The following is a 21,980-nucleotide window of genomic DNA, read 5'->3' as shown; positions in this document are numbered from 1 at the left end:
CGGACCGGAGGAGAGAATGGCGCCATCGATGTCTCTGCTGATCACCGCGTCCGAGCCGGACCAGGTGTCTCTGCTGCTGGCCGATCTGATCTATCTGTACGGCACGCGGATCGAAGTGACCGAACGCTTCACCGATCCCACGGATGGCGACGCTGTCACCCACTGTGCGTCGTTGGAAATCCGTCGCGCTGAAGCTGCCCACGCGCCATAAGCCAGCTCGGCGGCCTGCATCGGAGGGGATGCGGGTGGCGTGGCCGTGGGCCGATGAACGATGAATCCATATTTCCGCCAGGGGGTCGCGCCATTACTCCGGGTGAACGCTTCCCACGCCATGGACACCGGCAGGAAGGTCGCGGGTCCGAATATGCCTCCGCCCACGATGTAGTTGCGCGGACTGTGGAGCTTGAACAGGAAGAGCTCGCCGGGCTGGAGGGCCTTGAAGGCTGTCTTGCCGCCGGGCTGCCAGAAGTTGACCTCCTCCAGGTTCGGCTGGGCGGCCAGGTACTGGTACCAGTCGAAGTCTGTGACGGTGACGAAGATGCTTATTACCATAATCCAATCGCATCTGGAAGAATGCTATCGTAACCATATTTATCCCCTTTATCTGTGATAATTCCGCCAGTCCCCCCACCTGTTAATCTTACGGCATTCTTGCACCCCGGGAAATTCTTGGTGCGTTTGTTGAGAATATTGATTGTTTCTTCTGTTGTTCCAAAATATATTCCGATAATCGTCGTGGCATCGTTCGATTCGCATATAAATGTATTCAATGTATTATTTTTCCATAGGAACATTCTAACTTTTTGATCGGAAGACTGTGGCGCTGGGATCGGATTTCCATTTCTAATCAACGTTGGCCCCGATTGCAGGCATGAATTATATTGCCCCGTATTTCTGTGCCAATCTTCTGGTGCCCAGCCCGTTGCATCTAATATCCTTAGCTTGGCGTCTTTGGAGACGCAAATTGCCGAATCTAAGAGGCCTGGCGGGGTTTTTTTGACAAAATTACCAGGGCTCAGAAATGCGCCTTTGACTTTCAAGAAGCCTAGGGGTTTTGCTGGAGAGTATGAACTGAGAAGACCACCGGATATGACATATTTTGCCCCATTTTCTCTCTGAAATTCGGAAAGATACAGCCCATCTATTCTTTTATTGTTTGTAGATAAAGGGGGTGCAAATATATCTGTATTCTTCCCAGAGACATAATAGAAAAAACCGGGACGCGTAACATCATCATCTCGTTTGTCTATCTCATTGGCATTTGGCTTGAAATATGAAGGGGGGAGAACAACCAGGAAAAATGTAGTGATATAAATCAATATCTTATTCATTATTGGCGTCCATCATGACAGATTCGAGGGATTTACCAATAAGAGCAACATAACTTATCGTTATTGATCCATCTTTATCTTTTCCGGAAGCAATCCTTAATCTACCAGATTCCGGAATCCCGAACCCTAAAAAGAAAAGATTTTTAGTGACTTTTGATGATGGCGTGCTTTTTCCTTCATCCACCTCGGAGCCGTCAGGCTTTAATAGAGCGGTCCTTTCTCCAGACGCGCGGCGCTTGTCAAGGTAAGATGTTAATTCGAGAATATGAGTCTCATTGTCATATTTCAACAGATTATCCCTATTTCTCCCCTCTAGTTTATTGAAAACTGTCATCTTAAGTCCGTCTATATCAATATTTATCTGTGAGGCAACTCCATCTATCGTCGTGCCTGAATTAGTTTCTGTGGAAATTCTATAAACAAGCCAAAATCTGTGATCTGGCGGAACTAAGACAGGAACACTCTGCCTTGGATTGGCCGCATTTAACGAAATCCTTTCTCCGAGTGTAAATCCAACCATCGAATTGAATTTGTCTCCAACAGTTTTGGATGCGGCCTCTACAATTTTGTTGCCTAATATAGAGAGGTTTTGGTTGTTAAAATCTTTAACAATTACGTTGATCAGAGGATCAGCTATCTTTGAGTCCTTTCCTTTTTTTAAATCTTCAGAAATAAGATCAACAACTTTATGGCTAAGATAGAGATATATGCCGCCGCCAGCAACAATAAATAGGCTAACGAAGGTGGATATGGCTATATCAAAAGCCTTATCTTTTGCCTTTTCAAAAATTTTATCTTTAAATGATCTAGCGTTGACGTCTGTATTGGTCATATCTTTATGCCTTTAAGGAGGGTTGTTCGGCGTAGGCATATGATCTGCAACAGGCGTCCGATAGCATAAAGGGCACCACAAATGGTCATGGTGACGGTATGAAAAACCTCCTTAAGTTGATGCTAGGTGTGTATCCCCTGTCAATGCCTATTCAAGGCAATTTTCTTTAAGAGTTCTCTCTGATCGAGAAGTTGGGATAAAGCTGCTCTTGGCCGCTGCTCCTGACTGATGCGCGCCATCTCCCATGGGCCAATCGTTTCTCTTCGCGGGGTGCGGTGGCCGCCGCTGCATGGGCTCAGGGCGGTGAATCGCAGCCATGCGCGCCGACGAATGGCTCAGCAAAGGAGACATGGACCAGTACAGCCTGTCACGGCGTATCCTGGCGGCGGTGGACCAGCTCCTGACGACCGCCCCGTCACCAGGAAGCAGGCTGTCGTGAGGCCAATCCGACATCGGCCAGCAATTCACCCTGAATGTCAGTAAGCCTTCACCAAGGCACTGCGCACATCATAGCTGCACCACCCAAGGCTCACCTCTTGCCAAGCCGCGGACCTTACAGCCGTTGGGTAGAACGCCTTCGTAGCTCTGATGATGGTGGCCATGGATAATCAGCTTGGCGCCGCAGGCTTCCGCAGCCTGCTGGATTCCCAGGAGGCCGTAGCGATGCGTTGGTGGCGCCTCGTGGGTGAGGAGGATATCGGCCCTCTCCACGCGGCCAATTTCCGCCAGCAGATCATGGTCTTCCGGAAAAATCAGGCCGTGATATTTGATGGGCAACCCACGGCCATCCCGAGCACCCACGACCCGCTGTCGCTGGAGGTGCGGATGCTTCCGCAGCCACTCCTCCCGTGACCAGAAGAACGGACCCAGGTGCTCTTGGGAGGATTTCGGGAACCAGACCATCGGGCTGTAGATTCCCGACAACCCGGCAACCGACACGCCTTCAATTTCCTCGGCGCGGCCATGAAGGTTCCCGGTCGGATGGTCCTCGACCAGGTTGGCAAACCAGGCTGGGCTGTCGACGTCATGATTCCCGACGACATAACGAACCCGAATGCCAGCCTCCCACAAAGGCGCCAGCGTTTCCCGAAGTGGGCGGCTCAGGTCACAGTCCCCGACTATCAGAACGGCGGCGGGGCGCACACGCTGGCACACTTCGAGCAGCGGCTGCCAATCCCCGTGGGGGTCACCCACCGCCACGATGGGGCGTCGCATCAGTTTCTCCTCAGTCGCTAGACCTCAATGACTTTGGGCCGGAATTCCTCAGATCCAGGCTCGTAGCCCAGGTAGCCGCGCTGAGCCGCCACGACGCGAGTGCCGCCGATCTGGGTGTCCAAGTTGAAATGCGTGTGCCCGAAGATCCAGGCCACTGGTCGCCAGGAAATGATCTCCTCCGTCAGGTCGCTGGCGAATGCCGGTGACAACGGATCACCCACGTACTGCGGTCCGCTTGCGCCCCTGACTGGAGCGTGATGCGTGACGATCAGGATTTTGGCGTCTTCGCCGTCTTCGGCCCGGATGCGTTTCACTTCCTCCGCCAACTAGGCCCGGCTTGCCAAGTGCCTCTGCCTGGCCAGGTACGGCGTGAACGGCTGCCCATTCACCGAAATCCGCACATGGTCGTTTAAGCTGTCCCCGGCACGTTCCATCGAGTGCGCGATCTCGTCCGAATCGGAGCCGTTCATCGCGTAGTCAGTCCACAGCGTGCAGCCAAGGACATAGAGGCGTTGATCGTCGAAATCGAACACCGCGACCTCGTTCTCCAAAAAAGTCACCGACCCTTTGGTCGCATCCGCGGCGTTCCGGAAATCCTCGGCCAGCAGGTCCAGGTCGCGGCCGTTGTAAGCTTCATGATTGCCCATCACGTAGACGGTCTTCGCACCGATAAGCTGTGCCACCTCTCGGGCATATTCGATGCCCCGCACCCCGACATTGATGTCCCCGGCGAGAATGACGAGGTCGATCTGGTCGCCGATTAGGCCATCCAGTAGCGGCCCCATCGTCGGATGGCCCGGGATGCGCCTGCGGCCCTCATCCAGTGCCAGCGAGGCCGCGGTCGGTCTTCTGAAGCCCTGCGCCGCCTCGAATTCATTGTGGAGGTCCGACATCACTGCCAGACGGATCTTCCGGTCGGTCATGATTGGGTTTCCAGGCAGATGGCTGGCCGAGCCGGATTTCCGCGTGTACATAGCTGCCGCGAAAATCCGGGTTGGCTTACCTTGCGTCCGATGGCATCAGTTTAAGGGCTGCTGGTCGCCTGATTGGGCTCGGCAGGCTCCCCAAGGCGATAGTACCGCGACAAAGTCCTTGCCCAGCCATCCTCGCGGTTAAAGATAATCAACTGGCTGGTAAATATAGGGCCGTCCTCAATTAGGGGGTGGCCATAAGATTTTCCGGCCAATATGTCGTATTCACGCCTGGTGATTCGGTAGAAATTGATTAGCGGAGCTTTAGAAATTTCCGCTGATGACGGCGAAATTCCTTGCGAGAACAACTCAAGATCCCGGGCAATCCGACTGTATTTTCCGGCCATCTCGATTGCACTGCGTCTAATATTGGGGGGAACCATAGTCTTCCTTCCAGAGTGAATGATGTCCGTTTCAGGCGGGGCTCAGCACGAGTTGGCTGTCGCCTGGGCCATTCGGCGTACCGGCGCGTGCCGATAGCAGATGGTGGACCGCGAATTCTTTGGCTTGGGCGCTTAAGACAATGCGCCCAGCAGGGACCGGGCAAAGTCCAGGTCACCGCAAAAGACCCTGCCGAGAGGCGAGAAATACGGCGTGCGGCAGCGACTTAGCATTAAGCTTCGCGCGGGCTCTGGACAGGTACAGATTGACGGAAACGACCTTCAGATCCAGGTCGTATGCGATCTCCTTTGGCGAACTGCCATGAGCCAGGAGGTGTAGGCATTTCAACTCTCGTGGAGAGGGCGGCATAGGCATGGCAATCTCCGGCGCACGGCGGCCTGAGGTCGTCGTCTCGACTTCGCTATTTTGGAATGGGGATCATAGGCCTGGCGGCGTTACCGCCTTTCAGGGCTCGATCAACAGGCCCGCTTTCGAGGCGATGACGGCGGCATGCGTGGAATTGCGGGCGCCAAGCTTTTTGCGAGCCCTACCCAGGTAGGCATCTACAGACCTGGAACTCAACCCCAGCGTATGGGCGATCTGCTTGGAGCTTTCGCCTCGGGCGAGCAAGCGCAGGCATTCAGCTTCCCGGGGTGTCAGCGGATGTGTCAGCGCAGGGGCGGTCATGGGCTCAAACGCGCAAGGAGACGATGGGGAAAATACCGATCTGGCATCTTCAGGAACACCAATTCGGTAATAGCGCGCCGACGGCCCGGGCGCCACTAATCTCAGCATGAAGGGATTTGGGGAAAGATTGCGCGCGCGGTCGAAAGCGCTGGGTCTAACCGACGCCGAGGTCGCCGAACGCCTGGGCTTGAGCCAGCCCCGATACGCCCGGTACGTGTCCGATTCCCGGGAACCCGACTTCGTCACGCTGCTTCGGATCTGTGGCGCGCTCGACATCAGCCCTAACGAGTTGCTCATGGGTGGCGAGCCGAAGCGGGTTACGGACCCGGATATTGATCGTGCTGTGGTGGCCCTTATGGGCATGGACAGTCAACTCCGCCAAGTAGTTGTTAGCATGGTACTCACTGCTCAGAAGCAGGCAACCAAGCAAAAGAAGGCTTTGAGCTAAAGGTTTTGAACAGCGGCGGCAATATGGTGAATTTCCCATATGGACCGAGCCCTGGGATTTGTTGTATGGCGCGCCCGCGCTCTGCGCTATGAGTCGTCTGTCCTGGCTGTAAGATTGTAGATTTAGATCCAATTGACGGTCATTGGGCGGATGCCGCAAGGATTTATTTAGTGTTGACATGAATTATGCCAAGGATTCACAGCGATAGGCACATTTTAAGCGCGAGCGCAATATAGAAGATTCCGCACCTTTCCCACTGGGCCGCGGCGATGCACGTTGGGCGCGCATAGCCCACCGTGGGGGAAGTCATGATTTCGAAGATTGCCGTCGCCGCTGTCGTGGCGACTGGGGTTCTATTCGCGGCGGTCGGCGCCAAAGCGGCTGAGGAGCTGACCGGCGAGCTGGCCGCCCTCTACTATCACAAGAAAAGCGGCGACCCGCTCGACGTCGCGGGCGCGGCGGCTGGCGCAAAGCCAGTAACAACCGCCAGCCATTTTGACCGCCCAGAAGCCCAAAAAGCTGAAGAAGCCAGGCTCCGGGCCGCCCAAGCCAAGGTTGACGACTCGACGCCACTGGTGGTCCTGACGAACGTGACACTGGGCGAGTACGACCGGAGCGCGGGCCAGTACACCATCAACGACCTGCTCCCTGGCCACTATCTGAGCCAAATCGTTTTCGGCCGTACCTATAAAATCGGCTTCTCAAACGGCGCGCCGGTTCCGCTCCCACTGCCGATGGACGAGGCGCGGAAGGTCGACCGTCAGCGTGTGATCGCCCAGGTCGAAGGTCACTTCGCCGGTGTGGGCGATCCAAACGGCAAGCTGGATAGCCGCTATACGGTGCTGGTTGCGATCAGCAAGGTCACCCTGAAGATCGCGGACAACGGCAAGGTGTTGACGGAATTTACACCGTCGGCGGCGGCGCCGGTCGTGCCCGCCAAGGCCGCCGCCGATTTCGATGTCAGCGGCTTGAAGGTCGGAATGACGGAGAGTCAGCTGACGGCGGCGGCAAAGGCCTCCTTCACCGACAAGAACCTGGTCATGGGATCCGACCAGGCGTGCGGGGGTGGCTCCACGATGACCGTGCTGACGAAGCCAGCGGTGGGCACGGTGTGCGTCACATACAAGGTTGCCAACGGCAAGGCCACCAGCATCACCGTGCGGCAGGTGCTGACGTACACCAAGACCGTCGTCGACGATGTCCGGAAGGGCCTGATCGCGAAATATGGTCCGCCCGGCGCCGCGGCCAGCCAGCGGTTCTTTGGCTGGGGTCAGAGCGTCGGTAAGCGGCCGCAGGATTTCCAGCTGTATGCGGCGCTCGACGCCGTCCAGACCAGCATGGAATACGACGCGGGTGAATCGGGCACCCCGGTTCTTTCGGTAACACTGACAGATGCAGCGACGCTCCAGGCTAAGGCTGCGCCGACGCAGCCGCAGAACGGCGCACCGCATCTGTGACGGTGATGGCGCCCCAATCTTGTTGGGGCGCCATTTACTGGGTGCCCCCGTCCTGGATGGCCCACCGGAAGGTCTGTGATGATCCACGACACCAGGAAGGAAGGCTCGCCCGGCGGTCCTGGGATGGTCGTCATCAGGGACTTAGCCATCGCCGATGCCCGCCGGGTCAGCGGTCCCGGCATGAGGGCATTCCTGGCAATCGCTGACCGCTGGGGGCTTACCACCCGAGAGCAGCTTAACGTCCTTGGCAAGCCTGGGCACTCCGCCTATCGCAGATGGGCGACCAGGGCCCTGTCCGGTGCCGAGCTGGCGCTGCCCATTGATACGTTACTCAGGATCTCCGCGGTGCTCGGAATCCACCAGGCGCTGCGAACGATTTTTGCGCGGGACGATGACGGCATCCGGTGGCTCAAGAGTCCCAACAGCGGTCCGCTTTTCGGCGGACAGGCGCCCCTGGCCTTGGTCACCAATGCCACCCAGGACGGCATTCTCGTTGTTCGGCGGCACCTCGATGCTTGGCGCGGCGGCCTATTCGCCACCCCTGACCCAGGGTCCGACGACCTGGTCAGCCCCATCACCAGCGACGACTTGCTGTTCCTATGATGCTGCTTTCCCGGCTCATTGGGAAATGTCTATTTGAAATCGCCATTTAGAAGGGAAGCCAGCCGAACGCCCGCCTTGACGATCTGCTCATCGACAACCGGCGCCTCTTTGGCGGCGTAATCGGCGGGCAACACGACCGGCGGGGTAACGGGACCAGGTGCCGGAACGTTGCCCAAGCTCGGGTAGACGACCTGCCGGGCGATGGTATGGCTCTCAGTCGCCCAGTCGGCGGGCGTGCCATTTTCCCATTTGGCATGTTCGGCTTCCGCCCGTTGCGTCAGCAGCGCCTGGTGGGCGGCGATGTTTCCCCAACTCCCCCGGATAATGCCCGAGTCCCACACGCTGTGGAGGTTGGTATTTCGGCCATTCAGCGTGACCTGCACCTCGTTCGCGCCGCGATCTCCGTTCTCACACGCGTGGAGGGGCTGATGGATGTCGCCGACGAAGTGGATGACGAACTTCAGCGCATCGCGCCGGACGCCCTCAAGAAGCTGGCTATCGGACAGCTGCGCATTGAAGGCGGTTATCTTCTCCACCACGCAGCTATCCGTCTTGCAATCCCGGCCTTTGACGTACATCGCGTCATTGAAGGGAATTGAGACATAATGCCAAGGGCCGCTGCCAGGATACGGTTGGTCCGGCTGGGGCTTGCGAATGTCGTCCGCCCAGGTGGCGGCATTAATGAAGGCTTGGCCACTGTCGTCGCCCAGTAGACCATTCACCTGGGCCTTTGCAGTCGGTGTCAGCAGCTGGTAGGCGATGGCGGCCACAGTCCGATGCCCGTCCCCGCCCCAGGCGAAGGCCTGAGTTGGAGCCATCGTGGGAAGAACCGAAAGGGCAATGAGGGCGGCGGAAAGGTGGTGGCGCATCGCAGAAGCCTCATGCTGATGGGATTATTTGCCTATAGCATTTGCTGGAAATACACACAATGAGTGTAATATTTCTATCATGAGCGCCCAGAAGTGGAAAGTTGATCCCGTTTTGGATCGAACGACACGGTCGCAGCTTGCTCTGGAAACGGACCGCTGCCCGGCATCTCTACGGCCAAGCCAACTTCGTCAGCGGCATTGGGATCGGGCCCGAAGGGCGCGTGTAGCGGCCGCGGCGGCCCCCAACCCATTTTTCCACCTTACGTGCTGGAGCCTCGGCGCCGATGCTGTCGAGTACATATCCGATGCACTATGTCGGGATCAGTGATAGCCAATCTCAGCCATCAATCCGTCTTGGGCCTTACATTTTTTCTGCGGCAAACTTTCCATAAACCGCGTTCAGGACGCGTTACTGACAGTTTGCCGCTAGGCGTCTCGCTAGCGCGTTCGACTACCAAGACAGAGGACGGGCTTTTGGCCGTCGAGGTCTGGAGTACGGGATCAACTCAACCGACGGAGCTTGGCGATCCCAGGACTGACCTTCCTGATGCAGAGGTTCACGAACGGCATCGTCGGATGACGGCTTTCTTCCGTGGCGCTGACGCTGTGGACGGGCGCCTAGCAGGCCGGACATCTTCGAGAGCTAGCGGGTTCGGTCTGCGGCCGCCATGGCAGCGTTGGCGCTGACGAAGTACCGTGTCTTAGGGTTGCTACCGCTGGTCACCGGCGAGGTCGATAACCAAGAGCCGTCAGGCCGCTGCACTGCCCAGGAAAACCTGGTGGCCGGGGCTACGCACTGGGCCTTCATTCCGTCCATACGAACCCAGGTCCCGTTGATTTCTTCGACCCAATCCTGAGTCGGCAATAACTTTCCCAATATTCCTCCTGGACGATACTTATAGGAACTGTATCATGTCGCCAGCTGTGAATAATGGATTTCCTCATGGACGACTTACTGAAGCTGGCGACGGATATCGTATCCGCATATGTGACAAGAAACCAGATACCTCCTGCCGAGTTGCCTGGGTTAATTCAGTCGGTTTACGGCGGGCTAGTTCGCGTTGATAGCCCAGCACCGGAACCTGTTCCTGAAGCTAAGCTGGTTCCTGCTGTACCTGTTCGGAAATCAGTTACCCCGGACTACATCATCTGTCTGGAAGACGGAAAAAAGCTGAAGATGCTGAAGCGCCACCTGCGCACGGCCTACAATCTGACGCCAGATGAGTACCGTGCTAAGTGGGGCTTGCCGTCGGACTACCCCATGGTCGCGCCGAGCTACGCCGAACAACGTTCGGGTTTGGCCAAGGAGATCGGGCTCGGCAGCCGCACCCGTGTTGCGAAGCCCAAAAAAGGCAAGAATGCCGCCTGACGCGGATAATTCCGCCGCGCGCCTTCGGCTGCAATATCGTGGGAGCACCAGTTCGCACAAAACGCGGCTCCCCAACCGCTGCTGCCGCTGGCAGGCATTCGGGTGTGCGTAGGCGGTTAGCTGTTGGAAGGAAGACAGTCAGCAGATCAATTTGCCCGGCCCGGCTATGGCGGCAACGATAGATAACATTCCCCGGAGAGCATTCTCGTCGGATGAGCGGTCTTGAATCGCAAGCTGTTGAATTGGTTCGGGCGAGCACGGAAGTCGTTCTGCTGCGGGCCGACTTTGTTGACGGGCTTAACGCAAGCCAATCTCAGATCAGCCGTGTCCTTCGGAAGCTGACTGGGCGAGCAGTGCTGATACGTATTGGCGTCGGCATCTACGCAAAGACGTGCCGGTCGAGTCTCTCTGGCAGGGTGATTCCGGCGGCGAGTCTGCCGGATCTCGCCCGGGCGGCACTCCATCGCCTCAATGTGCAAACGGCCCCATCAAAAGCTGAGCGTGCGTACAACGAAGGGCGCTCGCAGCAGGTGCCTACAGGGCGTACCGTTGGCGTCACCAAAACTGTCCGTCGCCGCATTGGATACGGTGGCGCCTATGTCCGCTTTGAGCGGGTCCGCCAGCGCTGACAGCCGAGTTTGGCGGCGGCCCGTACCGGCCAGCTAACGACCCTGTGAAACGGCACCGACATTGCAGCCATGGCGCGCGTAGTGTGCGGGTCATGCGCGCTCAATATGCAAAGGTGAAACCGATGCGCCGCTTAGCAACCGCTCTCATTGCCGCCGTCCTCTTGGCTTCTCCGGCCGCCTTGGCTGGCGAGGGGAAGCACTATTCCGACCCGGCCGCAGCCGCAAAGGTCTGCAAGAGCCCGGTGGTCTGGGTGAACCCCAATTCCCAAATTTATCACCTGCCCAGCAGCCGCTACTACGGCACGACCAAGGACGGGTACTACATGTGCCAGAAGGCCGCTGAAGCCGCCGGTAACCGTCAAGCTGAAGGCCACTGAGGCATCCAGTTAGGCGTAAGCGGTGCGCGTCCCCACCGGGGTTGGCGGTTGACGCCTCAGTTGGCACCGCAGCAGCGTTTGTATTTCTTGCCTGACCCGCAGGGGCACGGGTTGTTGCGTCCGACCTTGGTCTGACGGACGGGGGCTGGCTTTGCGGGCGGATGAGCCGACCTGATCTTGGCGATCTTGTGCAAGACCAGGATGGCGCGGGGGATACGCCCCGCGACTTCATCGAGGCGGTTATATCCAAAAATGGGTTTTGGATATAACCGCATTTTTTCAATAGCTTAAATGATAGAATCCTATAGCGGACACTGGTTTCGACGGCATGGTCGCAATTCGTATTGGCCTGCTTTGGCCTAATAGCGTCGCCATTGTTGGGGAATATAATGCGGGCGTTTTTGGTCGTCCTGGCGTGGCTAAGCGTAACCAGCGGACAATTGGCAGAGATTCCGGTGGCTTGCCAGGCGCAGGCCCCTTGGGGTGCTCCGCAATGGTCGGGGACTGGCCCCATCTAACGCCGCTGTGCCGCCGGGCTTACGTCGTTCAGCACGACGACGTGAAACTGGTCCCCGACTTCGTGTCCTGGAGGCTGACAGTGGAACATGCGCTTGGGTGCCTGCCGCGGAAGAACGCGTTTGCGCCCGACCCAGATCTGCCGCCTGGGCACCGTGCTGAACTCGCGGACTACAAGGGACCTGCGGGTGTGTATGACCGCGGCCACTTTGCACCCAACTCCGATTTTGAATGGGACGCACAGGTTCAGCGTGAGAGTTTCTATCTATCAAACATGAGTCCGCAGGCGTCCCACCTGAACCAGTGGGAGTGGGAAGCACTGGAGGAAGCGACGCGTGCCTGGGCTCTTGACCGGGGGCCGCTGATCGTGATGGACGGCCCAATCTGGAAGGAACAGGTCGTGCTCGACCAGTGCCTGGTCGTCTACAACACCAAGCGTAAGCATGCGGCGTAGGCCGCAGGGTGCTGACGGCCTCGTCGCCCGGGCCGTAATTCCCGGTCAGGCCGCCACGGCGGTGTCGCCGCCGCCTTGGGTGTCCAGCGCCAGGGCAGCAATTCGTCGAGCCTGTGGGCTTGGTATGCCGCGATCCGGGCAAGGACGTCGGCCAGCCAGGCCTGTGGATCGACGCCGTTCATCTTGGCGGTGACGATCAGGCTGTACAGGGCGGCGGCACGCTGGCCGCCGCGGTCGGAGCCACAGAACATCCATGACTTCCGTCCGAGCGCAATGCCGCGCAAGGCGCGGTCGGCCGCATTGTTCGACAGGCAGACGCGGCCATCGTCCAGGAACAGGGTGAAGGCAGCCCATCGCTTCAGGATATAGCCGATCACCCTTGAGCCGTTCTATTCTTGCTTAGCCCGCACAACGTCAGTTCGGGGCGAGCAGCCCGCCGAGGCCGAGGCCCCTTACGTGACCTGGCCATCAAGGTCAGCATACAGACCCAGCGCCAGCGCGGGCAGAAGGTCTATTCCCTCCACGCCCCCGAGGTCGAATGCATCGGCAAGGGCAAGGCCCGCGCACCCTACGAGTTCGGTTGCAAGGTCAGCGTCGCCGTCCCCATCACCAAGCCCAAGGGAGGGCTCTTTGTCCTCCATGCCCAGGCCATCCACGGCAACCCTTTCGACGGACACACACTCGCCAAGGCCGCCGCCGACATCAAGGCCAACACCGGGCGCGATCCAGACCGGGTCCACGTCGACAAGGGCTATCGCGGGCACAACCATCCCAACAAGTTCAAGGTCTGGATCACCGGCCAGGTCCGAAGGACCACCGCCGCCATCAAACGGGAGATGAAGCGCCGAGCCGCCATCGAGCCCATTATCGGCCACCTCAAGGCCGAACACCGCATGGGACGCAACTACCTCAATACCTCAAGGGACGCCACGGCGACTGTATCAATGCCGTCCTCGCCGCCGCTGGCATCAACTTCCACCTCCTCATAAGGTGGTTCAAAGACCTTTGGTTGGCCCTCTTCCTGGTCCTCCAAACCAAAAGCAAAATGGCCCTGATCGGCTCAATTTGAGCTGATCAGGGCCATTCTTCACAGGAGACTAATCAATATTTAGAATTATCATGCTTCCATACAATTCAGCATTCAATACCCTTTTACATTAAGCGTATACGGTAGTTATTCTCTCATGAATACTATTTGGATGGTAGATTCTTTGTTTTTTCCAGGATTTTCAGGGCCGTTGCCTCAATTGCGTTATCCATCAATTCGTCTATCGGATCTTTCATGTTCTTTAGAAATAAGTGTTCGAATACATAATAAGCACAAATTATAAGAAACGCCGCGCCGATAGAAATTGATGAAGCGGATAGTATAATAATGTTTTCACCGACAGGCTCTACAAAAAATAAAAATATGTATACGGCGGCAGCAGCAGCCGACAAAGAAACTAATCCTTTTGCAATAATCCACGTCAGGAAAAAAATAAATAGCCTACTGACAATCAAGTTAAATTCGACGCCAAATATTTTTGATATCAGCTTTGTTGTTATCTGCGATAGATAATATATAATAAAAATCCCGAAAACAATCAATAATTCCGTTCTGAAATCCATCAAGACGTCGATTGTTTCCATCGCTATTCTGGAAATTTGATTGTTAGGCTCTCCTTTTGACGAAAGGCCTCCGGTCCATTTCGCGACAAATAATAAGAAAAGAACTGAATAGAGCATAATTGAGAATGCATACCACATCTTAACTATTAGTTCTTCTTTTTTGAGAAATTTCTTTAGGGCGATAATAGACCCGACGGTTATTGCCGCGCCAAGTACGATGGGCGCGTAATTAGAATGAAGAATTTCACTAAGCAAATTTCCCCCCAAATTGTAGAACTGACCATGGCCCTTAGTTAGTAAGGGAGCTGGCAGTGTGCGATTTTTCATAAACTTGTCAACATGTCATCTCTCTTAACGATATCATATTAAGATATATCAGCAACTAAAAAGAGAGGTTGTCGATGATGATCAACAAGACGGATCGGAATGACGCCGTCGGTTTGGCGCAGATCATTCGCATCGGCTGGTTCCGACAGGTGCATGTCGAATCTGGCGCCAGCCATGTGGCCCGGGCGCTGCTGATCTCGCGTGGGCTGCTGGTTGGCATGCACGGCGACATCGACAATCAGATCTGAGTCTGCTGAAGACCTTCGGCATCCTGTTCAGCAAACGGGTCGGCGGGTTCATGAAGCGGGCCGAAGAACTCCTCTCCGGCGAGTCGGCCGCCAGCCTGGAACTGAACAAGCTGGTCAAGACGCTGTTGGATACCCGGCGAGAACTTCAATCGCGGATTGCTGCTCTGGATTGCAATCTTGTGGCTAACCAAGGTCTTCGATATCTGCCGCTTGTTCATGACGGTCCCCCGGCATCGGGGTGGTCGGGACAGTCCCTGCCCTGGCGGAAACTTTCAACGGTCTTTACAAGGTCGAGGTCATCCACGGGGGGGCATGGCGGTCCCTCGAAGCTGCGGAGTCCGTCACACTGGTATGGGTCGACTGGTTCAACTGCCACCGACGGATCCTGGGCCTATCGGCAACCTCCCGCTGCCGAAGCTGAGGCGTGATTCCACGCCATGAAGGACGCCCCGGCCATGGCCGCCTGACTCAAACTAAACTGCCTCCGACAATCTCGGCGCGCTTCATCACCACCAACCTCGCCTTCAGCGAATGGCCGTCCGTCTTCGGCGACGCCAAGATGACCACCGCCCTGTGAATCGACGTGGAATAAGGAGCTGATTGACATTTAACGGATGCCGGTGCCGCCATGACAGCAGCAGACCGAACCAGGTGGCTACATCGCCAACGTGAATGAGCCACCCCATTCTCGCAAAAAAGCAACTTGCTGCGGAAAAGGCAGTTGTCGCCTCTGATGGAAGCCATATTTCCCTCACCGCGATGTTCCGCGAGGGAGGGGGCTCATGCCCGTTGATCAGCAGGATCTGGCGTACAGCCTGGCTTCACTGAACCTGAGCGCCGTAATGTGTCAGGGCTTTGAGGACGACGCATATGGTGCCGTCCTGGGGCTGCTTCATTTCCGCCAGTTGAGCCTGACCGCCCGGCAAGCATGGGTTACTGCCGTCAGCCGGGCGGCGGCCGAACGCAGCGCTACCACCACCTTCCGGAGCAGCGCCAGCGTGTTCTACAGTTCGCTCCTTCAGACCCGCCTGGTTGCCTTCGGTGGCGGATTGGATGGCACCAGCATCAACGACAGCAGGCGGCTGGTCATGGCGCCGTGGTGCCTGACGGACGCGGAATTCGCGCGGTGCTATGTCTACGTCAAAGATGGAGCCGAGCCGGTGCTCCCTGAATTCGACAGGAGCCTGATGTCGGATGAACAGGCGGAGGTGGCCAACTGGACTTTTTCTGTCGGCCAGTACGCGGCGACACAGTTCCTGAAAAAATACGCCCCCGAGATCATCGGGGCTGTCGAGGTCACTTTGGAACGGTTGTCCTTGGCCATCCTCATCGGGCAAGGCGTCAAGCAATTGGTCGATTGGGCACTCAAGGAGATATCCAAGGCCGACCTCAGTCGGCGCTACGAGATTGATTCGAGGCGCCGGAACTACCTGAACATCCCGAAGACTGGCACCGGCTATGTGGCTGCCGCTGGAGCCCGATGATGGAACAGGTGTTCCGCCCGATTTTCAGCCTGGTGCGCAAGGTCCCGGTATGGGCCGAGTTCGCTGTCTTTGTCATCCTGCTGGCCTTACTGTGGCTGACCGGCAACTTCATGACCATGGTCGTTGCCCTGGTTTGGGCTGCCCTCAGGATGGGTGCCGAGTTCCGTTGGATGGCTATGTGGGCACTGTTTGGTGTTGCCGCGCTCCTCGCCGCCGCCATCGCGCTTGGATATCCGGGAGCATACCACCCGCCACGATGACGCGCGGCGCGAGACAGGCGGTTGGAGGCGGCGTGCCCAGATTAATGGGCTTTCAGCAGTGGCTTGTCCGCCAGCCCATCGAAGCCGTTGTGCAATCAACGGGAGCCGCGCCGGGTACATCTTGGTCCAGGCGCCAGGTTGATCAAAGTGCTGCCTTCAGCACCTGCTCCACCCGCGACAACGCTGTCTTGTTAACCAGTACAGCGCTGAGATCCAGCGTAAGCGGTGCGCGCTCCCCATCGAGGCAACGGTTGACGGTTCAGTTGGCGCCGCAGCAGCGCTTGTATTTCGTCGTCCGTGAATGATCGCTAAAGCACTGGCACGGCGAGTGTTTCAGCGCCCAGTCAAGTAACCGGATTGCAGAAAAGCGGGGGCACGACCTCCATGAACCATCTTTGAGCGAGATGAGGACGGCGCCCATTGGCGAGAAAGGGAGGCTTGGATACATTTTTGATGTAGCAAAATGAACACCATTGATGTACAAATGGCGCGCCACTCATTGGCGGAAAGTTCGTGTTGGGGGTTCTGTGCGGCGATGGATGGTCCGGAACTTGCTAAATTTAGAGAGAATATACTCAAACTAAGCCGCTCGGAATTGGAAGCCCAACTTGGGCTCCCTCCCAGAGCATTGGAACAACTCGAACAAGGGAAACGCAGCGCGTCTCTTAGTACCGGTCTGTATCTCTCTATTCTGAGACAATTGGCTGAGAAACAATCTCCATCGGCGTGTTCTGAGAATGCCCCGCTGGAGGTGAAGCTGGAGAGCGATAGAATGATGAAAAGTGCCGTCAGTGAAAAAGACGTATCTCGCCGGGTTTGGGAAGTCGTTTGCGAAGAGAAGACGGATACGGTAATCGATCCGTTCCACTCTGTACTTTTCAATGTTGCGAATGAGTTTGGGATTACGGATCCGCCGAGTCCCAATAATATTCTCGGGCGTCGAGGATTCGTATGGGAATGCGTTCGAAAAGACTCCGACCTCTTCGTGTATTACAAAGGATGGGCAGTAGACAAATATGGGCGGCGGTGTCTCGCTGAGGGTTTTCGTCCAAAGCGAAAGTAAGCGGTAGCACAATCTCGCTGTTTGCCGAAGCCGAAGAAGGTGTGATCAGACTCGCCCACTTCCAGCCCAGATTTACTAGTGAAGCTGGGCTGGAACGGACGATTTGACACCTGAAGCGTCCGCCTTCATTTCTTCTGTAAAAACGGCTCCGATTAACCCAACGTAGGCTGATCAGGGCATTAGCGTTGGAGTTGAAGCGTCCTGAAGAAGGCACGGCAAAGTGCTTAGGGCCACCTGACACGGAATGGGAGGCATTGGGGGAATCGACGCGCGCCCGGGTTCTGGAACGGGGGTCGCTGGTGGTGATGGACGGTCCAATTTGGAAGGACCCGGTCCAGACCATCGGCGCCGATGAGGTCGGTGTTCCGGCCGCGTATTGGAAGGTCGTGGTCGACGGCTATGGCCAGGTCGCGGCCTTATCATGCAGAACCAGCCGACGCCTAAGGGAGACCTGGCTCCCTATGCCGTGTCGGTGAACCAGGTGGAGCAGGCTGCCGGGTTCGTGTTGCCGCTGCCTGCTGGCATCGATAAGGCTGTCGTTGGTGCGGTCTGGCCTGCTGGTACTGGAGCCTTCCAGAAACAGAAGCAGATAAACTGCCATCCTCATTGACGAGGAATTTAGGTTGCTGAGCCTTAAGAAGGCCAAGTGGCACTAAGAGCCTGGCCCATAAATCACCCCCAGCTTCAGCAGGGTGCTTTCGAGGCCGAAATCGATACCAAAAGCACCTCAAGAGTGGTGCCGAGATACCGTTCTGGATGGCGCTTCCGATTTATGGGCCGAGCTCTAATATAAAACTTACATCATCGAATTCGGGGCTTCGGATTTTGGCTATTTGAGAGGTAATCCATATCAATTTGGTAATTTTCCCCAAACTCTTCTGCGATTTTATTTATCATAGACGAAATTACAGCCGCATCCGCTAAATTGGAAACGCCTAGATCGAATAAATGCAAAGATACAGATATCCAAATTTCAGCATCTGAGTAAACGGCGTCTGGAAAATATACTGTAACATTATCATATTTAACAACAATCTCGGTAGATTCTATATCGTCATCTGTTAAATTTTCAATTGATATGCTATCTGGTCCCCGGGAAGCTAATTTCCCAATGGTCGTAATTTCGCCGTTAGATCCCAATCGGATGGGGATGGTGCGATCACTCTCCGTTATAATTCTCGGTGTTCTATGGCTTATCATTGAGTTAAAGAAAACTGTACCACCTTCATAACAAAAGCAAAGCTCTGCAAAGATACTCTGTGTCATTTCTTAATCTCCTTTAGGCATACTAACTCTATACCATAGTGGTTTGCAAAAGTCTTTGCTCCAGGCTGATAACCAGTAGTGGTGAACATCATGCCGCTGGAATTGGTATCGTGTGTTGAGCCGAAGAAATTCCTAACAAGCCCAACGCTTATAGGCCGAGTATGTTGCTTACATTCGACAAGTATATTTCTTAATCTCAGAAATTCGTAGCTTATAACAATATCTATCCGATGAAAATATCCAGATTTCCCCGGAACAAGAACGTTGTGTTCCACATTTGATTTTGTTCCTGCATATCCCGCTTGGATTTTCTGTAATATTTCATTCCGCATAAGAAGCTCATATTTTGTATATTCTTGCATTTTCGGAAAGTGGCTCCGTGTTTATCTTGGCCGAGGAAGTCGCGTAAGCGATATGCGCCCGTATAGGTATCCTGATTGAAGAGACAGCGCAATTTACCATGCCGCTTCAATATCCGGGGATAGCTAGAGAGCGTAAGGGCCTGATTATCGATTGACGCGGGGTGCAATTTGTGATCCTGTTACTCCATGCCCGACGCGTGACCATCCTGGTTTCGATGTACGCGGACCGCTTCCCGGCGGTAACGGTCGCCGTCAACCTCATATTGATACGCTAACTCCGTAGAAATCCGCCTGTTGCCGTCCGCGGCAACCCATTCTCTGCGAATGCGGGTAGCGTAAATATCCTCCGAAATTCAGATCCATGGTGTGGCCAACCGGCCCGCCCCCCTGGCCATCAACATCGAGCCATATGACTCGACGCCGCCAGAGAGCTATCGTCGCCGCAGCGGCACCCTCAGCACCCAGAAGGTTAACTCGGATGGCCTTGGCCCGCTAGTACCGGGACATCGACAAAGACAGGATCTTTCTGCTGGTGCTACCTCAACCTGGTCGAGCCCGCCCCCCTGGCCGTCGTTGCCGATGGCCAGGGTGAAATGGCCTTCAGCGCCATGCAAGCCAGCCTGGACCTGCAATATGGCAGCTCCATCGTCTTCTTCCAGTGGGGAGGTTCCGACGAGGGTGACGAGGTTACCGGTTCAGGATCGGCTGAGCTTAACGATGACGGGATGCTAGAGCATTTTGCTTTTAATCGGACGCATAGCCTGCGGCTTTGAGGTAGTTCCAGCATTCGTCAGGGTCATATAGGTCACAGATATTTCCGACGGCTTTCCAAAGGTCGTCAATGGTCCTGGCGCCGATGCGCCTGAGGTGAGCCTTGAGTTTGGCGAAGGCCATCTCGATGGGGTTGAGGTCAGGGCTGTAGGGCGGGAGGAAGAGGAACCAGGCACCTGCCCTCTTGAGGACGGCCTTGGCCTTCTCGCTTTTGTGACTGGGCAGGTTATCGAGAATGACGACATCGCCGGGATTGAGTTCCAGGACCAACTGGGTTTCGACATAGGTCTCGAAGGCGGCTTTATCCATGGGGCCATTGATGATCCAGGGCGCCGTCAGGCCATTGCTCCGCAGGGCGGCCACGAAGGTCTGGGTCTTCCAATGACCGAAGGGGGCCCGAGCCTTCAGGCGCTGTCCTCGGCGCGCCCGGCCTCGTAGCCGGGTCATCTTGGTGGTCGTCGCCGTTTCATCGATGAAGACCAGGCGGTGGGGCTCCTGACGCATGCGAGGTTGGCGCTTTGCTCGCCACACCCGGCGATCTTCCCGGACGTCAGCGCGCTCGCACTCGGATGCCAGCAGCGTTTTTTTTGAAGCTGAACCCCGCTTTCGTCAGCGCCCGCGACAGCGAGGCCGGATGGGCGACAAGGCCTGTCGCCGCTTCCAGCTTCTTCGCCAGTTCCGCCATCGAGATGTCCGGCTGCGCTTCCACCAGCGCGATCAGCCGGGGCAGATGCTCGGCCAGCTTGCCATTGCCAGGCGGACGACCCTGGCGAGGAGCCGCCACTGATCCTGTCGCTGCAACACGTTGCGCTAGTTTCACCGCGAAGCTCGGACTGACCCCGAAGTGACGGGCGGCTTCCCGGCGAGAATGTCCCGCCGCTATCCGTGCCTCAACACGTTCCCGAAGGTCTTCTGAATACGGCTTGCCCATGATCCACCTCCGATAAAGATGAATCACATCCAGCCTTCAAAGGGAATCCATCGATTCCGGTTTCAAGCAGAACGCTCTAGAGACCGAACTCCTCGGTCTGGGGAAATTGAATTCTGCATAAGATTTCTGTTCGCCACATGGCGAAATCCCCGATGAAATTTGGCACAGACCGCGCGTATGAATCATTCGTTTGTGGTGGGAAGTCCTATATTTTCCAATGAATTATCTAGAGCCGAAGATCGCGAAGGATTTCCAGAATGCGGGGCCAATTCTTGGCTCCGCTGAATTCGGGAATCACCGCCGTTAGTCTGTCCGAAGAGACCTTGCCCGGCCGAAATGTCCGGCATAGGCTTTTTGAGGAATTCCTGAGGGCGCGATTTTCTAGGGCGTGTAGGCCCGGTAGATACCGGCGGACCCTGCATGTCCCGATACGCTTGTGTGCGCCCTGGTGAAGTGCCGAGGCTAAGTCAGTATGGCGAACAAGGACTCCTGGGAACTGGGGCCTCTCGGCGATGGTGTTGCCGAGGTCGTCACCGCGTGCCAACAGGACGGCCCCCAACCCATCGCCAGCAGCGGCGCCAACATTGCCGTCGTGATCTCCCAAGCCGACTGGCTGGCCATTCGATCTCTACTGAAAGATCACTTGGCCGCCGGATCGGCAGCCGCCTACCCTGGTGGCCGGGCCGGTGACACCCCGTTCACCTGGATCCCCAGAATAGTCGGCAGGCAGGCCGGGGAGGATGGGAAATGACCGGTGACATACGTAATCGACACCTGTGTCCTGTCCGATCTTCGGCGCGGCACTAAACACCCGGAACTGCTGAGATGGTGGACTGACACGTCCCCCGACCAGCTCTTGGTCCCTGCCGTGGTGATCTCGGAGATAGAACGCGGGATAACCCGCCTGCGTATCCAGGGCCGAATAGCCGAGGCCAACGACAACGACCTCTGGTTCCGCGCCCTGACATTGGCGCTGCCGATCATTCCCTACGACGGCCAGATCGCCAGGCTCCATGGGGCGCTCTCCATCTCCGTTCCCCATGACGGGACCCCAAGCTTCGAGCGGGACCTCATGATCGCGGCAACAGCCCTGGACACGGGCGCGATAATAGCGACCCGCAACATACGCCACTTTTCCCTCATCGCCGCCAGCACGGGTCTTGAGCTGCTGAACCCCTACGACAGCCTGATCAATGTCGAGGCGCAGTCGGGTTAGCCGTCGCCGTCTGCAAGCCCGCCAGCGCCGACAAGTCCACATGGACGTTGGGGCGCCGCTTCAGGCTGGTTGGGACCATCCCCTCCGCGACGTCAGCCAACTGCTCTACTGGCGGGATCAGCACCGGCAGCGGGGATCGGGCCCATTCAAGACCCTCAACAATTTCCTCGATCAGCAAGTCGTGCCAAAAGCCGGGCGCCTTCTCGGACATCGCGTCCTCCATATCTGGCTGGGCCCGCCATCCCTTCAGGGTGGCCATATTGGTTAGCCTACGCCTCTTTGCCCGACGAGGGGACTCGATT

General features: G+C 56.6%; 31 protein-coding genes and 4 pseudogenes. 18 read left to right on the top strand and 17 right to left on the bottom strand.

The features are described from left to right. Positions 1–28: 28 nt before the first annotated feature. Positions 29–211 (top strand): hypothetical protein, encoded by a 183-nt coding sequence (locus tag FBZ88_RS30170; RefSeq protein WP_186464328.1) that lies wholly within the window; start codon positions 29–31, stop codon positions 209–211. A gap of 334 nt (positions 212–545) precedes the next feature. Here the strand turns inward: FBZ88_RS30170 and FBZ88_RS10835 are convergent, their stop codons facing one another. The 8 genes from FBZ88_RS10835 to FBZ88_RS31545 form a co-directional block, all read right to left on the bottom strand. Further along, positions 546–1,331: a phosphodiester glycosidase family protein gene (locus FBZ88_RS10835; RefSeq protein ID WP_145616807.1), complete on the bottom strand. Its 786-nt coding sequence runs from the start codon at positions 1,329–1,331 to the stop codon at positions 546–548. Further along, a complete protein-coding gene (locus FBZ88_RS10830) occupies positions 1,324–2,163 on the bottom strand; it encodes a hypothetical protein (protein WP_145616806.1) in 840 nt (279 codons plus the stop codon). The genes FBZ88_RS10835 and FBZ88_RS10830 overlap by 8 nt, the downstream gene beginning before the upstream one ends. Before the next feature lie 507 nt (positions 2,164–2,670). Beyond that, complete coding sequence (locus tag FBZ88_RS10825) at positions 2,671–3,378, bottom strand: metallophosphoesterase family protein (protein WP_145616805.1); 708 nt, start codon at positions 3,376–3,378, stop codon at positions 2,671–2,673. 17 nt (positions 3,379–3,395) lie between these two features. Then, positions 3,396–3,704 (bottom strand): metallophosphoesterase family protein, encoded by a 309-nt coding sequence (locus tag FBZ88_RS10820; RefSeq protein ID WP_186464327.1) that lies wholly within the window; start codon positions 3,702–3,704, stop codon positions 3,396–3,398. Then, a complete protein-coding gene (locus tag FBZ88_RS10815) occupies positions 3,705–4,301 on the bottom strand; it encodes a metallophosphoesterase (protein WP_186464326.1) in 597 nt (198 codons plus the stop codon). A 101-nt stretch (positions 4,302–4,402) separates the two neighbouring features. Continuing rightward, entirely contained in the window at positions 4,403–4,696 is a 294-nt protein-coding gene (locus FBZ88_RS31555) for a DUF6634 family protein (protein ID WP_425465786.1), read from the bottom strand. A gap of 208 nt (positions 4,697–4,904) precedes the next feature. Further along, complete coding sequence (locus tag FBZ88_RS31550; protein ID WP_425465785.1) at positions 4,905–5,099, bottom strand: response regulator transcription factor; 195 nt, start codon at positions 5,097–5,099, stop codon at positions 4,905–4,907. 96 nt (positions 5,100–5,195) lie between these two features. Beyond that, complete coding sequence (locus FBZ88_RS31545; RefSeq protein ID WP_186291374.1) at positions 5,196–5,417, bottom strand: response regulator transcription factor; 222 nt, start codon at positions 5,415–5,417, stop codon at positions 5,196–5,198. A gap of 106 nt (positions 5,418–5,523) precedes the next feature. On the opposite strand from FBZ88_RS31545, the gene FBZ88_RS31540 reads away from it, so the two are divergent. The 3 genes from FBZ88_RS31540 (at position 5,524) to FBZ88_RS10790 (ending at position 7,925) form a co-directional block, all read left to right on the top strand. Further along, on the top strand, positions 5,524–5,865 hold the full coding sequence (locus tag FBZ88_RS31540; protein ID WP_145616799.1) for a helix-turn-helix domain-containing protein: 342 nt from the start codon (positions 5,524–5,526) through the stop codon (positions 5,863–5,865). Between the two features lie 308 nt (positions 5,866–6,173). Next, positions 6,174–7,322, top strand: coding sequence for a hypothetical protein (locus FBZ88_RS10795; RefSeq protein WP_145616797.1), 1,149 nt, complete (start codon positions 6,174–6,176; stop codon positions 7,320–7,322). A 78-nt stretch (positions 7,323–7,400) separates the two neighbouring features. Next, complete coding sequence (locus FBZ88_RS10790) at positions 7,401–7,925, top strand: MbcA/ParS/Xre antitoxin family protein (RefSeq protein WP_211102608.1); 525 nt, start codon at positions 7,401–7,403, stop codon at positions 7,923–7,925. Positions 7,926–7,954: 29 nt separating this feature from the next. On the opposite strand, the gene FBZ88_RS10785 is transcribed toward FBZ88_RS10790, so the two are convergent. Continuing rightward, on the bottom strand, positions 7,955–8,794 hold the full coding sequence (locus tag FBZ88_RS10785) for a S1/P1 nuclease (protein ID WP_145616796.1): 840 nt from the start codon (positions 8,792–8,794) through the stop codon (positions 7,955–7,957). 943 nt (positions 8,795–9,737) lie between these two features. Between FBZ88_RS10785 and FBZ88_RS10780 the strand changes: the two genes are divergently transcribed. The 3 genes from FBZ88_RS10780 (at position 9,738) to FBZ88_RS10775 (ending at position 11,169) form a co-directional block, all read left to right on the top strand. After that, positions 9,738–10,163: a Ros/MucR family transcriptional regulator gene (locus FBZ88_RS10780; protein WP_246138609.1), complete on the top strand. Its 426-nt coding sequence runs from the start codon at positions 9,738–9,740 to the stop codon at positions 10,161–10,163. A 212-nt stretch (positions 10,164–10,375) separates the two neighbouring features. Next, on the top strand, positions 10,376–10,792 hold the full coding sequence (locus FBZ88_RS31535; protein ID WP_425465783.1) for a DUF6088 family protein: 417 nt from the start codon (positions 10,376–10,378) through the stop codon (positions 10,790–10,792). A gap of 122 nt (positions 10,793–10,914) precedes the next feature. After that, positions 10,915–11,169: a hypothetical protein gene (locus FBZ88_RS10775; protein ID WP_145616794.1), complete on the top strand. Its 255-nt coding sequence runs from the start codon at positions 10,915–10,917 to the stop codon at positions 11,167–11,169. Between the two features lie 56 nt (positions 11,170–11,225). Here the strand turns inward: FBZ88_RS10775 and FBZ88_RS31305 are convergent, their stop codons facing one another. Continuing rightward, on the bottom strand, positions 11,226–11,444 hold the full coding sequence (locus FBZ88_RS31305) for an SEC-C metal-binding domain-containing protein (protein WP_211102607.1): 219 nt from the start codon (positions 11,442–11,444) through the stop codon (positions 11,226–11,228). 53 nt (positions 11,445–11,497) lie between these two features. Between FBZ88_RS31305 and FBZ88_RS10765 the strand changes: the two genes are divergently transcribed. After that, complete coding sequence (locus FBZ88_RS10765; RefSeq protein WP_145616793.1) at positions 11,498–12,139, top strand: DNA/RNA non-specific endonuclease; 642 nt, start codon at positions 11,498–11,500, stop codon at positions 12,137–12,139. Between the two features lie 83 nt (positions 12,140–12,222). Here FBZ88_RS10765 and FBZ88_RS10760 read toward each other — a convergent pair. Continuing rightward, positions 12,223–12,507: pseudogene (locus FBZ88_RS10760) on the bottom strand (transposase domain-containing protein); the annotation flags it as partial. Positions 12,508–12,561: 54 nt separating this feature from the next. Here FBZ88_RS10760 and FBZ88_RS10755 point away from each other — a divergent pair. Further along, positions 12,562–13,208, top strand: a pseudogene (locus tag FBZ88_RS10755) (transposase family protein); the annotation flags it as partial. A gap of 122 nt (positions 13,209–13,330) precedes the next feature. Here FBZ88_RS10755 and FBZ88_RS10750 read toward each other — a convergent pair. Beyond that, entirely contained in the window at positions 13,331–14,077 is a 747-nt protein-coding gene (locus FBZ88_RS10750) for a hypothetical protein (protein ID WP_145616792.1), read from the bottom strand. A gap of 74 nt (positions 14,078–14,151) precedes the next feature. Between FBZ88_RS10750 and FBZ88_RS30165 the strand changes: the two genes are divergently transcribed. After that, positions 14,152–14,325, top strand: coding sequence for a hypothetical protein (locus tag FBZ88_RS30165; RefSeq protein WP_186464324.1), 174 nt, complete (start codon positions 14,152–14,154; stop codon positions 14,323–14,325). Here FBZ88_RS30165 and FBZ88_RS10745 read toward each other — a convergent pair. Further along, entirely contained in the window at positions 14,316–14,543 is a 228-nt protein-coding gene (locus tag FBZ88_RS10745; protein ID WP_145616791.1) for a hypothetical protein, read from the bottom strand. The genes FBZ88_RS30165 and FBZ88_RS10745 overlap by 10 nt on opposite strands. An 8-nt stretch (positions 14,544–14,551) precedes the next feature. On the opposite strand from FBZ88_RS10745, the pseudogene FBZ88_RS10740 reads away from it, so the two are divergent. The 6 genes and pseudogenes from FBZ88_RS10740 to FBZ88_RS10715 form a co-directional block, all read left to right on the top strand. Further along, a pseudogene (locus FBZ88_RS10740) lies at positions 14,552–14,753 on the top strand (IS3 family transposase); the annotation flags it as partial. 77 nt (positions 14,754–14,830) lie between these two features. Then, a pseudogene (locus FBZ88_RS30800) lies at positions 14,831–14,899 on the top strand (ATP-binding protein); the annotation flags it as partial. A gap of 208 nt (positions 14,900–15,107) precedes the next feature. Beyond that, the gene (locus FBZ88_RS10730) at positions 15,108–15,809 is read left to right on the top strand and encodes a hypothetical protein (protein WP_145616790.1); all 702 of its coding nucleotides are present in this window, start codon (positions 15,108–15,110) and stop codon (positions 15,807–15,809) included. Further along, positions 15,809–16,069, top strand: coding sequence for a hypothetical protein (locus FBZ88_RS10725; RefSeq protein WP_186464323.1), 261 nt, complete (start codon positions 15,809–15,811; stop codon positions 16,067–16,069). The genes FBZ88_RS10730 and FBZ88_RS10725 overlap by 1 nt, the downstream gene beginning before the upstream one ends. Positions 16,070–16,532: 463 nt before the next feature. Continuing rightward, complete coding sequence (locus tag FBZ88_RS10720) at positions 16,533–17,132, top strand: helix-turn-helix domain-containing protein (RefSeq protein WP_145616788.1); 600 nt, start codon at positions 16,533–16,535, stop codon at positions 17,130–17,132. A 421-nt stretch (positions 17,133–17,553) separates the two neighbouring features. Further along, positions 17,554–17,742: a hypothetical protein gene (locus FBZ88_RS10715; RefSeq protein ID WP_145616787.1), complete on the top strand. Its 189-nt coding sequence runs from the start codon at positions 17,554–17,556 to the stop codon at positions 17,740–17,742. A 191-nt stretch (positions 17,743–17,933) separates the two neighbouring features. On the opposite strand, the gene FBZ88_RS10710 is transcribed toward FBZ88_RS10715, so the two are convergent. From FBZ88_RS10710 to FBZ88_RS10695, 3 genes are all read right to left on the bottom strand, one after another. Next, entirely contained in the window at positions 17,934–18,398 is a 465-nt protein-coding gene (locus FBZ88_RS10710; RefSeq protein WP_145616786.1) for a hypothetical protein, read from the bottom strand. Next, positions 18,395–18,730, bottom strand: a complete 336-nt coding sequence (locus tag FBZ88_RS31530) for a restriction endonuclease (RefSeq protein WP_425465784.1) — start codon at positions 18,728–18,730, stop codon at positions 18,395–18,397. Before FBZ88_RS31530 ends, FBZ88_RS10710 begins: the two co-directional genes overlap by 4 nt. A gap of 774 nt (positions 18,731–19,504) precedes the next feature. Then, positions 19,505–20,462, bottom strand: a protein-coding gene (locus FBZ88_RS10695; protein ID WP_145616784.1) for an IS630 family transposase whose coding sequence is annotated in 2 segments (ribosomal slippage) — positions 19,505–20,141 and positions 20,140–20,462 — 960 coding nt in all. Because the reading frame shifts where the segments join, the coding sequence is not laid out codon by codon here. Between the two features lie 472 nt (positions 20,463–20,934). On the opposite strand from FBZ88_RS10695, the gene FBZ88_RS10690 reads away from it, so the two are divergent. Beyond that, on the top strand, positions 20,935–21,213 hold the full coding sequence (locus tag FBZ88_RS10690; RefSeq protein WP_145616783.1) for a type II toxin-antitoxin system Phd/YefM family antitoxin: 279 nt from the start codon (positions 20,935–20,937) through the stop codon (positions 21,211–21,213). Between the two features lie 3 nt (positions 21,214–21,216). Continuing rightward, positions 21,217–21,678 (top strand): PIN domain-containing protein, encoded by a 462-nt coding sequence (locus FBZ88_RS10685; RefSeq protein WP_145616782.1) that lies wholly within the window; start codon positions 21,217–21,219, stop codon positions 21,676–21,678. Here FBZ88_RS10685 and FBZ88_RS10680 read toward each other — a convergent pair. Continuing rightward, the gene (locus FBZ88_RS10680; RefSeq protein WP_145616781.1) at positions 21,653–21,937 is read right to left on the bottom strand and encodes a hypothetical protein; all 285 of its coding nucleotides are present in this window, start codon (positions 21,935–21,937) and stop codon (positions 21,653–21,655) included. The genes FBZ88_RS10685 and FBZ88_RS10680 overlap by 26 nt on opposite strands. Positions 21,938–21,980 lie beyond the last annotated feature (43 nt).

Origin of the sequence: Nitrospirillum bahiense, assembly GCF_007828025.1 — a bacterium.
Classification (GTDB): Bacteria; Pseudomonadota; Alphaproteobacteria; order Azospirillales; family Azospirillaceae; genus Nitrospirillum; species Nitrospirillum amazonense.
Note: the sequence above shows the minus strand (reverse complement) of the source record. Positions and strands in the feature narration are given on the sequence as shown.

What these genes read in the sequence shown, in the direction of transcription:
- FBZ88_RS30170 (WP_186464328.1), top strand. Translation starts at nt 29, where the DNA reads ATGTCTCTGCTGATCACCGCGTCCGAGCCGGACCAGGTGTCTCTGCTG.
- FBZ88_RS10835 (WP_145616807.1), bottom strand. Translation starts at nt 1,331, where the DNA reads ATGAATAAGATATTGATTTATATCACTACATTTTTCCTGGTTGTTCTC.
- FBZ88_RS10830 (WP_145616806.1), bottom strand. Translation starts at nt 2,163, where the DNA reads ATGACCAATACAGACGTCAACGCTAGATCATTTAAAGATAAAATTTTT.
- FBZ88_RS10825 (WP_145616805.1), bottom strand. Translation starts at nt 3,378, where the DNA reads ATGCGACGCCCCATCGTGGCGGTGGGTGACCCCCACGGGGATTGGCAG.
- FBZ88_RS10815 (WP_186464326.1), bottom strand. Translation starts at nt 4,301, where the DNA reads ATGACCGACCGGAAGATCCGTCTGGCAGTGATGTCGGACCTCCACAAT.
- FBZ88_RS31555 (WP_425465786.1), bottom strand. Translation starts at nt 4,696, where the DNA reads ATGGCCGGAAAATACAGTCGGATTGCCCGGGATCTTGAGTTGTTCTCG.
- FBZ88_RS31550 (WP_425465785.1), bottom strand. Translation starts at nt 5,099, where the DNA reads ATGCCGCCCTCTCCACGAGAGTTGAAATGCCTACACCTCCTGGCTCAT.
- FBZ88_RS31545 (WP_186291374.1), bottom strand. Translation starts at nt 5,417, where the DNA reads ATGACCGCCCCTGCGCTGACACATCCGCTGACACCCCGGGAAGCTGAA.
- FBZ88_RS31540 (WP_145616799.1), top strand. Translation starts at nt 5,524, where the DNA reads ATGAAGGGATTTGGGGAAAGATTGCGCGCGCGGTCGAAAGCGCTGGGT.
- FBZ88_RS10795 (WP_145616797.1), top strand. Translation starts at nt 6,174, where the DNA reads ATGATTTCGAAGATTGCCGTCGCCGCTGTCGTGGCGACTGGGGTTCTA.
- FBZ88_RS10790 (WP_211102608.1), top strand. Translation starts at nt 7,401, where the DNA reads ATGATCCACGACACCAGGAAGGAAGGCTCGCCCGGCGGTCCTGGGATG.
- FBZ88_RS10785 (WP_145616796.1), bottom strand. Translation starts at nt 8,794, where the DNA reads ATGCGCCACCACCTTTCCGCCGCCCTCATTGCCCTTTCGGTTCTTCCC.
- FBZ88_RS10780 (WP_246138609.1), top strand. Translation starts at nt 9,738, where the DNA reads ATGGACGACTTACTGAAGCTGGCGACGGATATCGTATCCGCATATGTG.
- FBZ88_RS31535 (WP_425465783.1), top strand. Translation starts at nt 10,376, where the DNA reads ATGAGCGGTCTTGAATCGCAAGCTGTTGAATTGGTTCGGGCGAGCACG.
- FBZ88_RS10775 (WP_145616794.1), top strand. Translation starts at nt 10,915, where the DNA reads ATGCGCCGCTTAGCAACCGCTCTCATTGCCGCCGTCCTCTTGGCTTCT.
- FBZ88_RS31305 (WP_211102607.1), bottom strand. Translation starts at nt 11,444, where the DNA reads ATGCGGTTATATCCAAAACCCATTTTTGGATATAACCGCCTCGATGAA.
- FBZ88_RS10765 (WP_145616793.1), top strand. Translation starts at nt 11,498, where the DNA reads ATGGTCGCAATTCGTATTGGCCTGCTTTGGCCTAATAGCGTCGCCATT.
- FBZ88_RS10750 (WP_145616792.1), bottom strand. Translation starts at nt 14,077, where the DNA reads ATGAAAAATCGCACACTGCCAGCTCCCTTACTAACTAAGGGCCATGGT.
- FBZ88_RS30165 (WP_186464324.1), top strand. Translation starts at nt 14,152, where the DNA reads ATGATGATCAACAAGACGGATCGGAATGACGCCGTCGGTTTGGCGCAG.
- FBZ88_RS10745 (WP_145616791.1), bottom strand. Translation starts at nt 14,543, where the DNA reads ATGAACAAGCGGCAGATATCGAAGACCTTGGTTAGCCACAAGATTGCA.
- FBZ88_RS10730 (WP_145616790.1), top strand. Translation starts at nt 15,108, where the DNA reads ATGCCCGTTGATCAGCAGGATCTGGCGTACAGCCTGGCTTCACTGAAC.
- FBZ88_RS10725 (WP_186464323.1), top strand. Translation starts at nt 15,809, where the DNA reads ATGGAACAGGTGTTCCGCCCGATTTTCAGCCTGGTGCGCAAGGTCCCG.
- FBZ88_RS10720 (WP_145616788.1), top strand. Translation starts at nt 16,533, where the DNA reads ATGAACACCATTGATGTACAAATGGCGCGCCACTCATTGGCGGAAAGT.
- FBZ88_RS10715 (WP_145616787.1), top strand. Translation starts at nt 17,554, where the DNA reads ATGCAGAACCAGCCGACGCCTAAGGGAGACCTGGCTCCCTATGCCGTG.
- FBZ88_RS10710 (WP_145616786.1), bottom strand. Translation starts at nt 18,398, where the DNA reads ATGACACAGAGTATCTTTGCAGAGCTTTGCTTTTGTTATGAAGGTGGT.
- FBZ88_RS31530 (WP_425465784.1), bottom strand. Translation starts at nt 18,730, where the DNA reads ATGCGGAATGAAATATTACAGAAAATCCAAGCGGGATATGCAGGAACA.
- FBZ88_RS10690 (WP_145616783.1), top strand. Translation starts at nt 20,935, where the DNA reads ATGGCGAACAAGGACTCCTGGGAACTGGGGCCTCTCGGCGATGGTGTT.
- FBZ88_RS10680 (WP_145616781.1), bottom strand. Translation starts at nt 21,937, where the DNA reads ATGGCCACCCTGAAGGGATGGCGGGCCCAGCCAGATATGGAGGACGCG.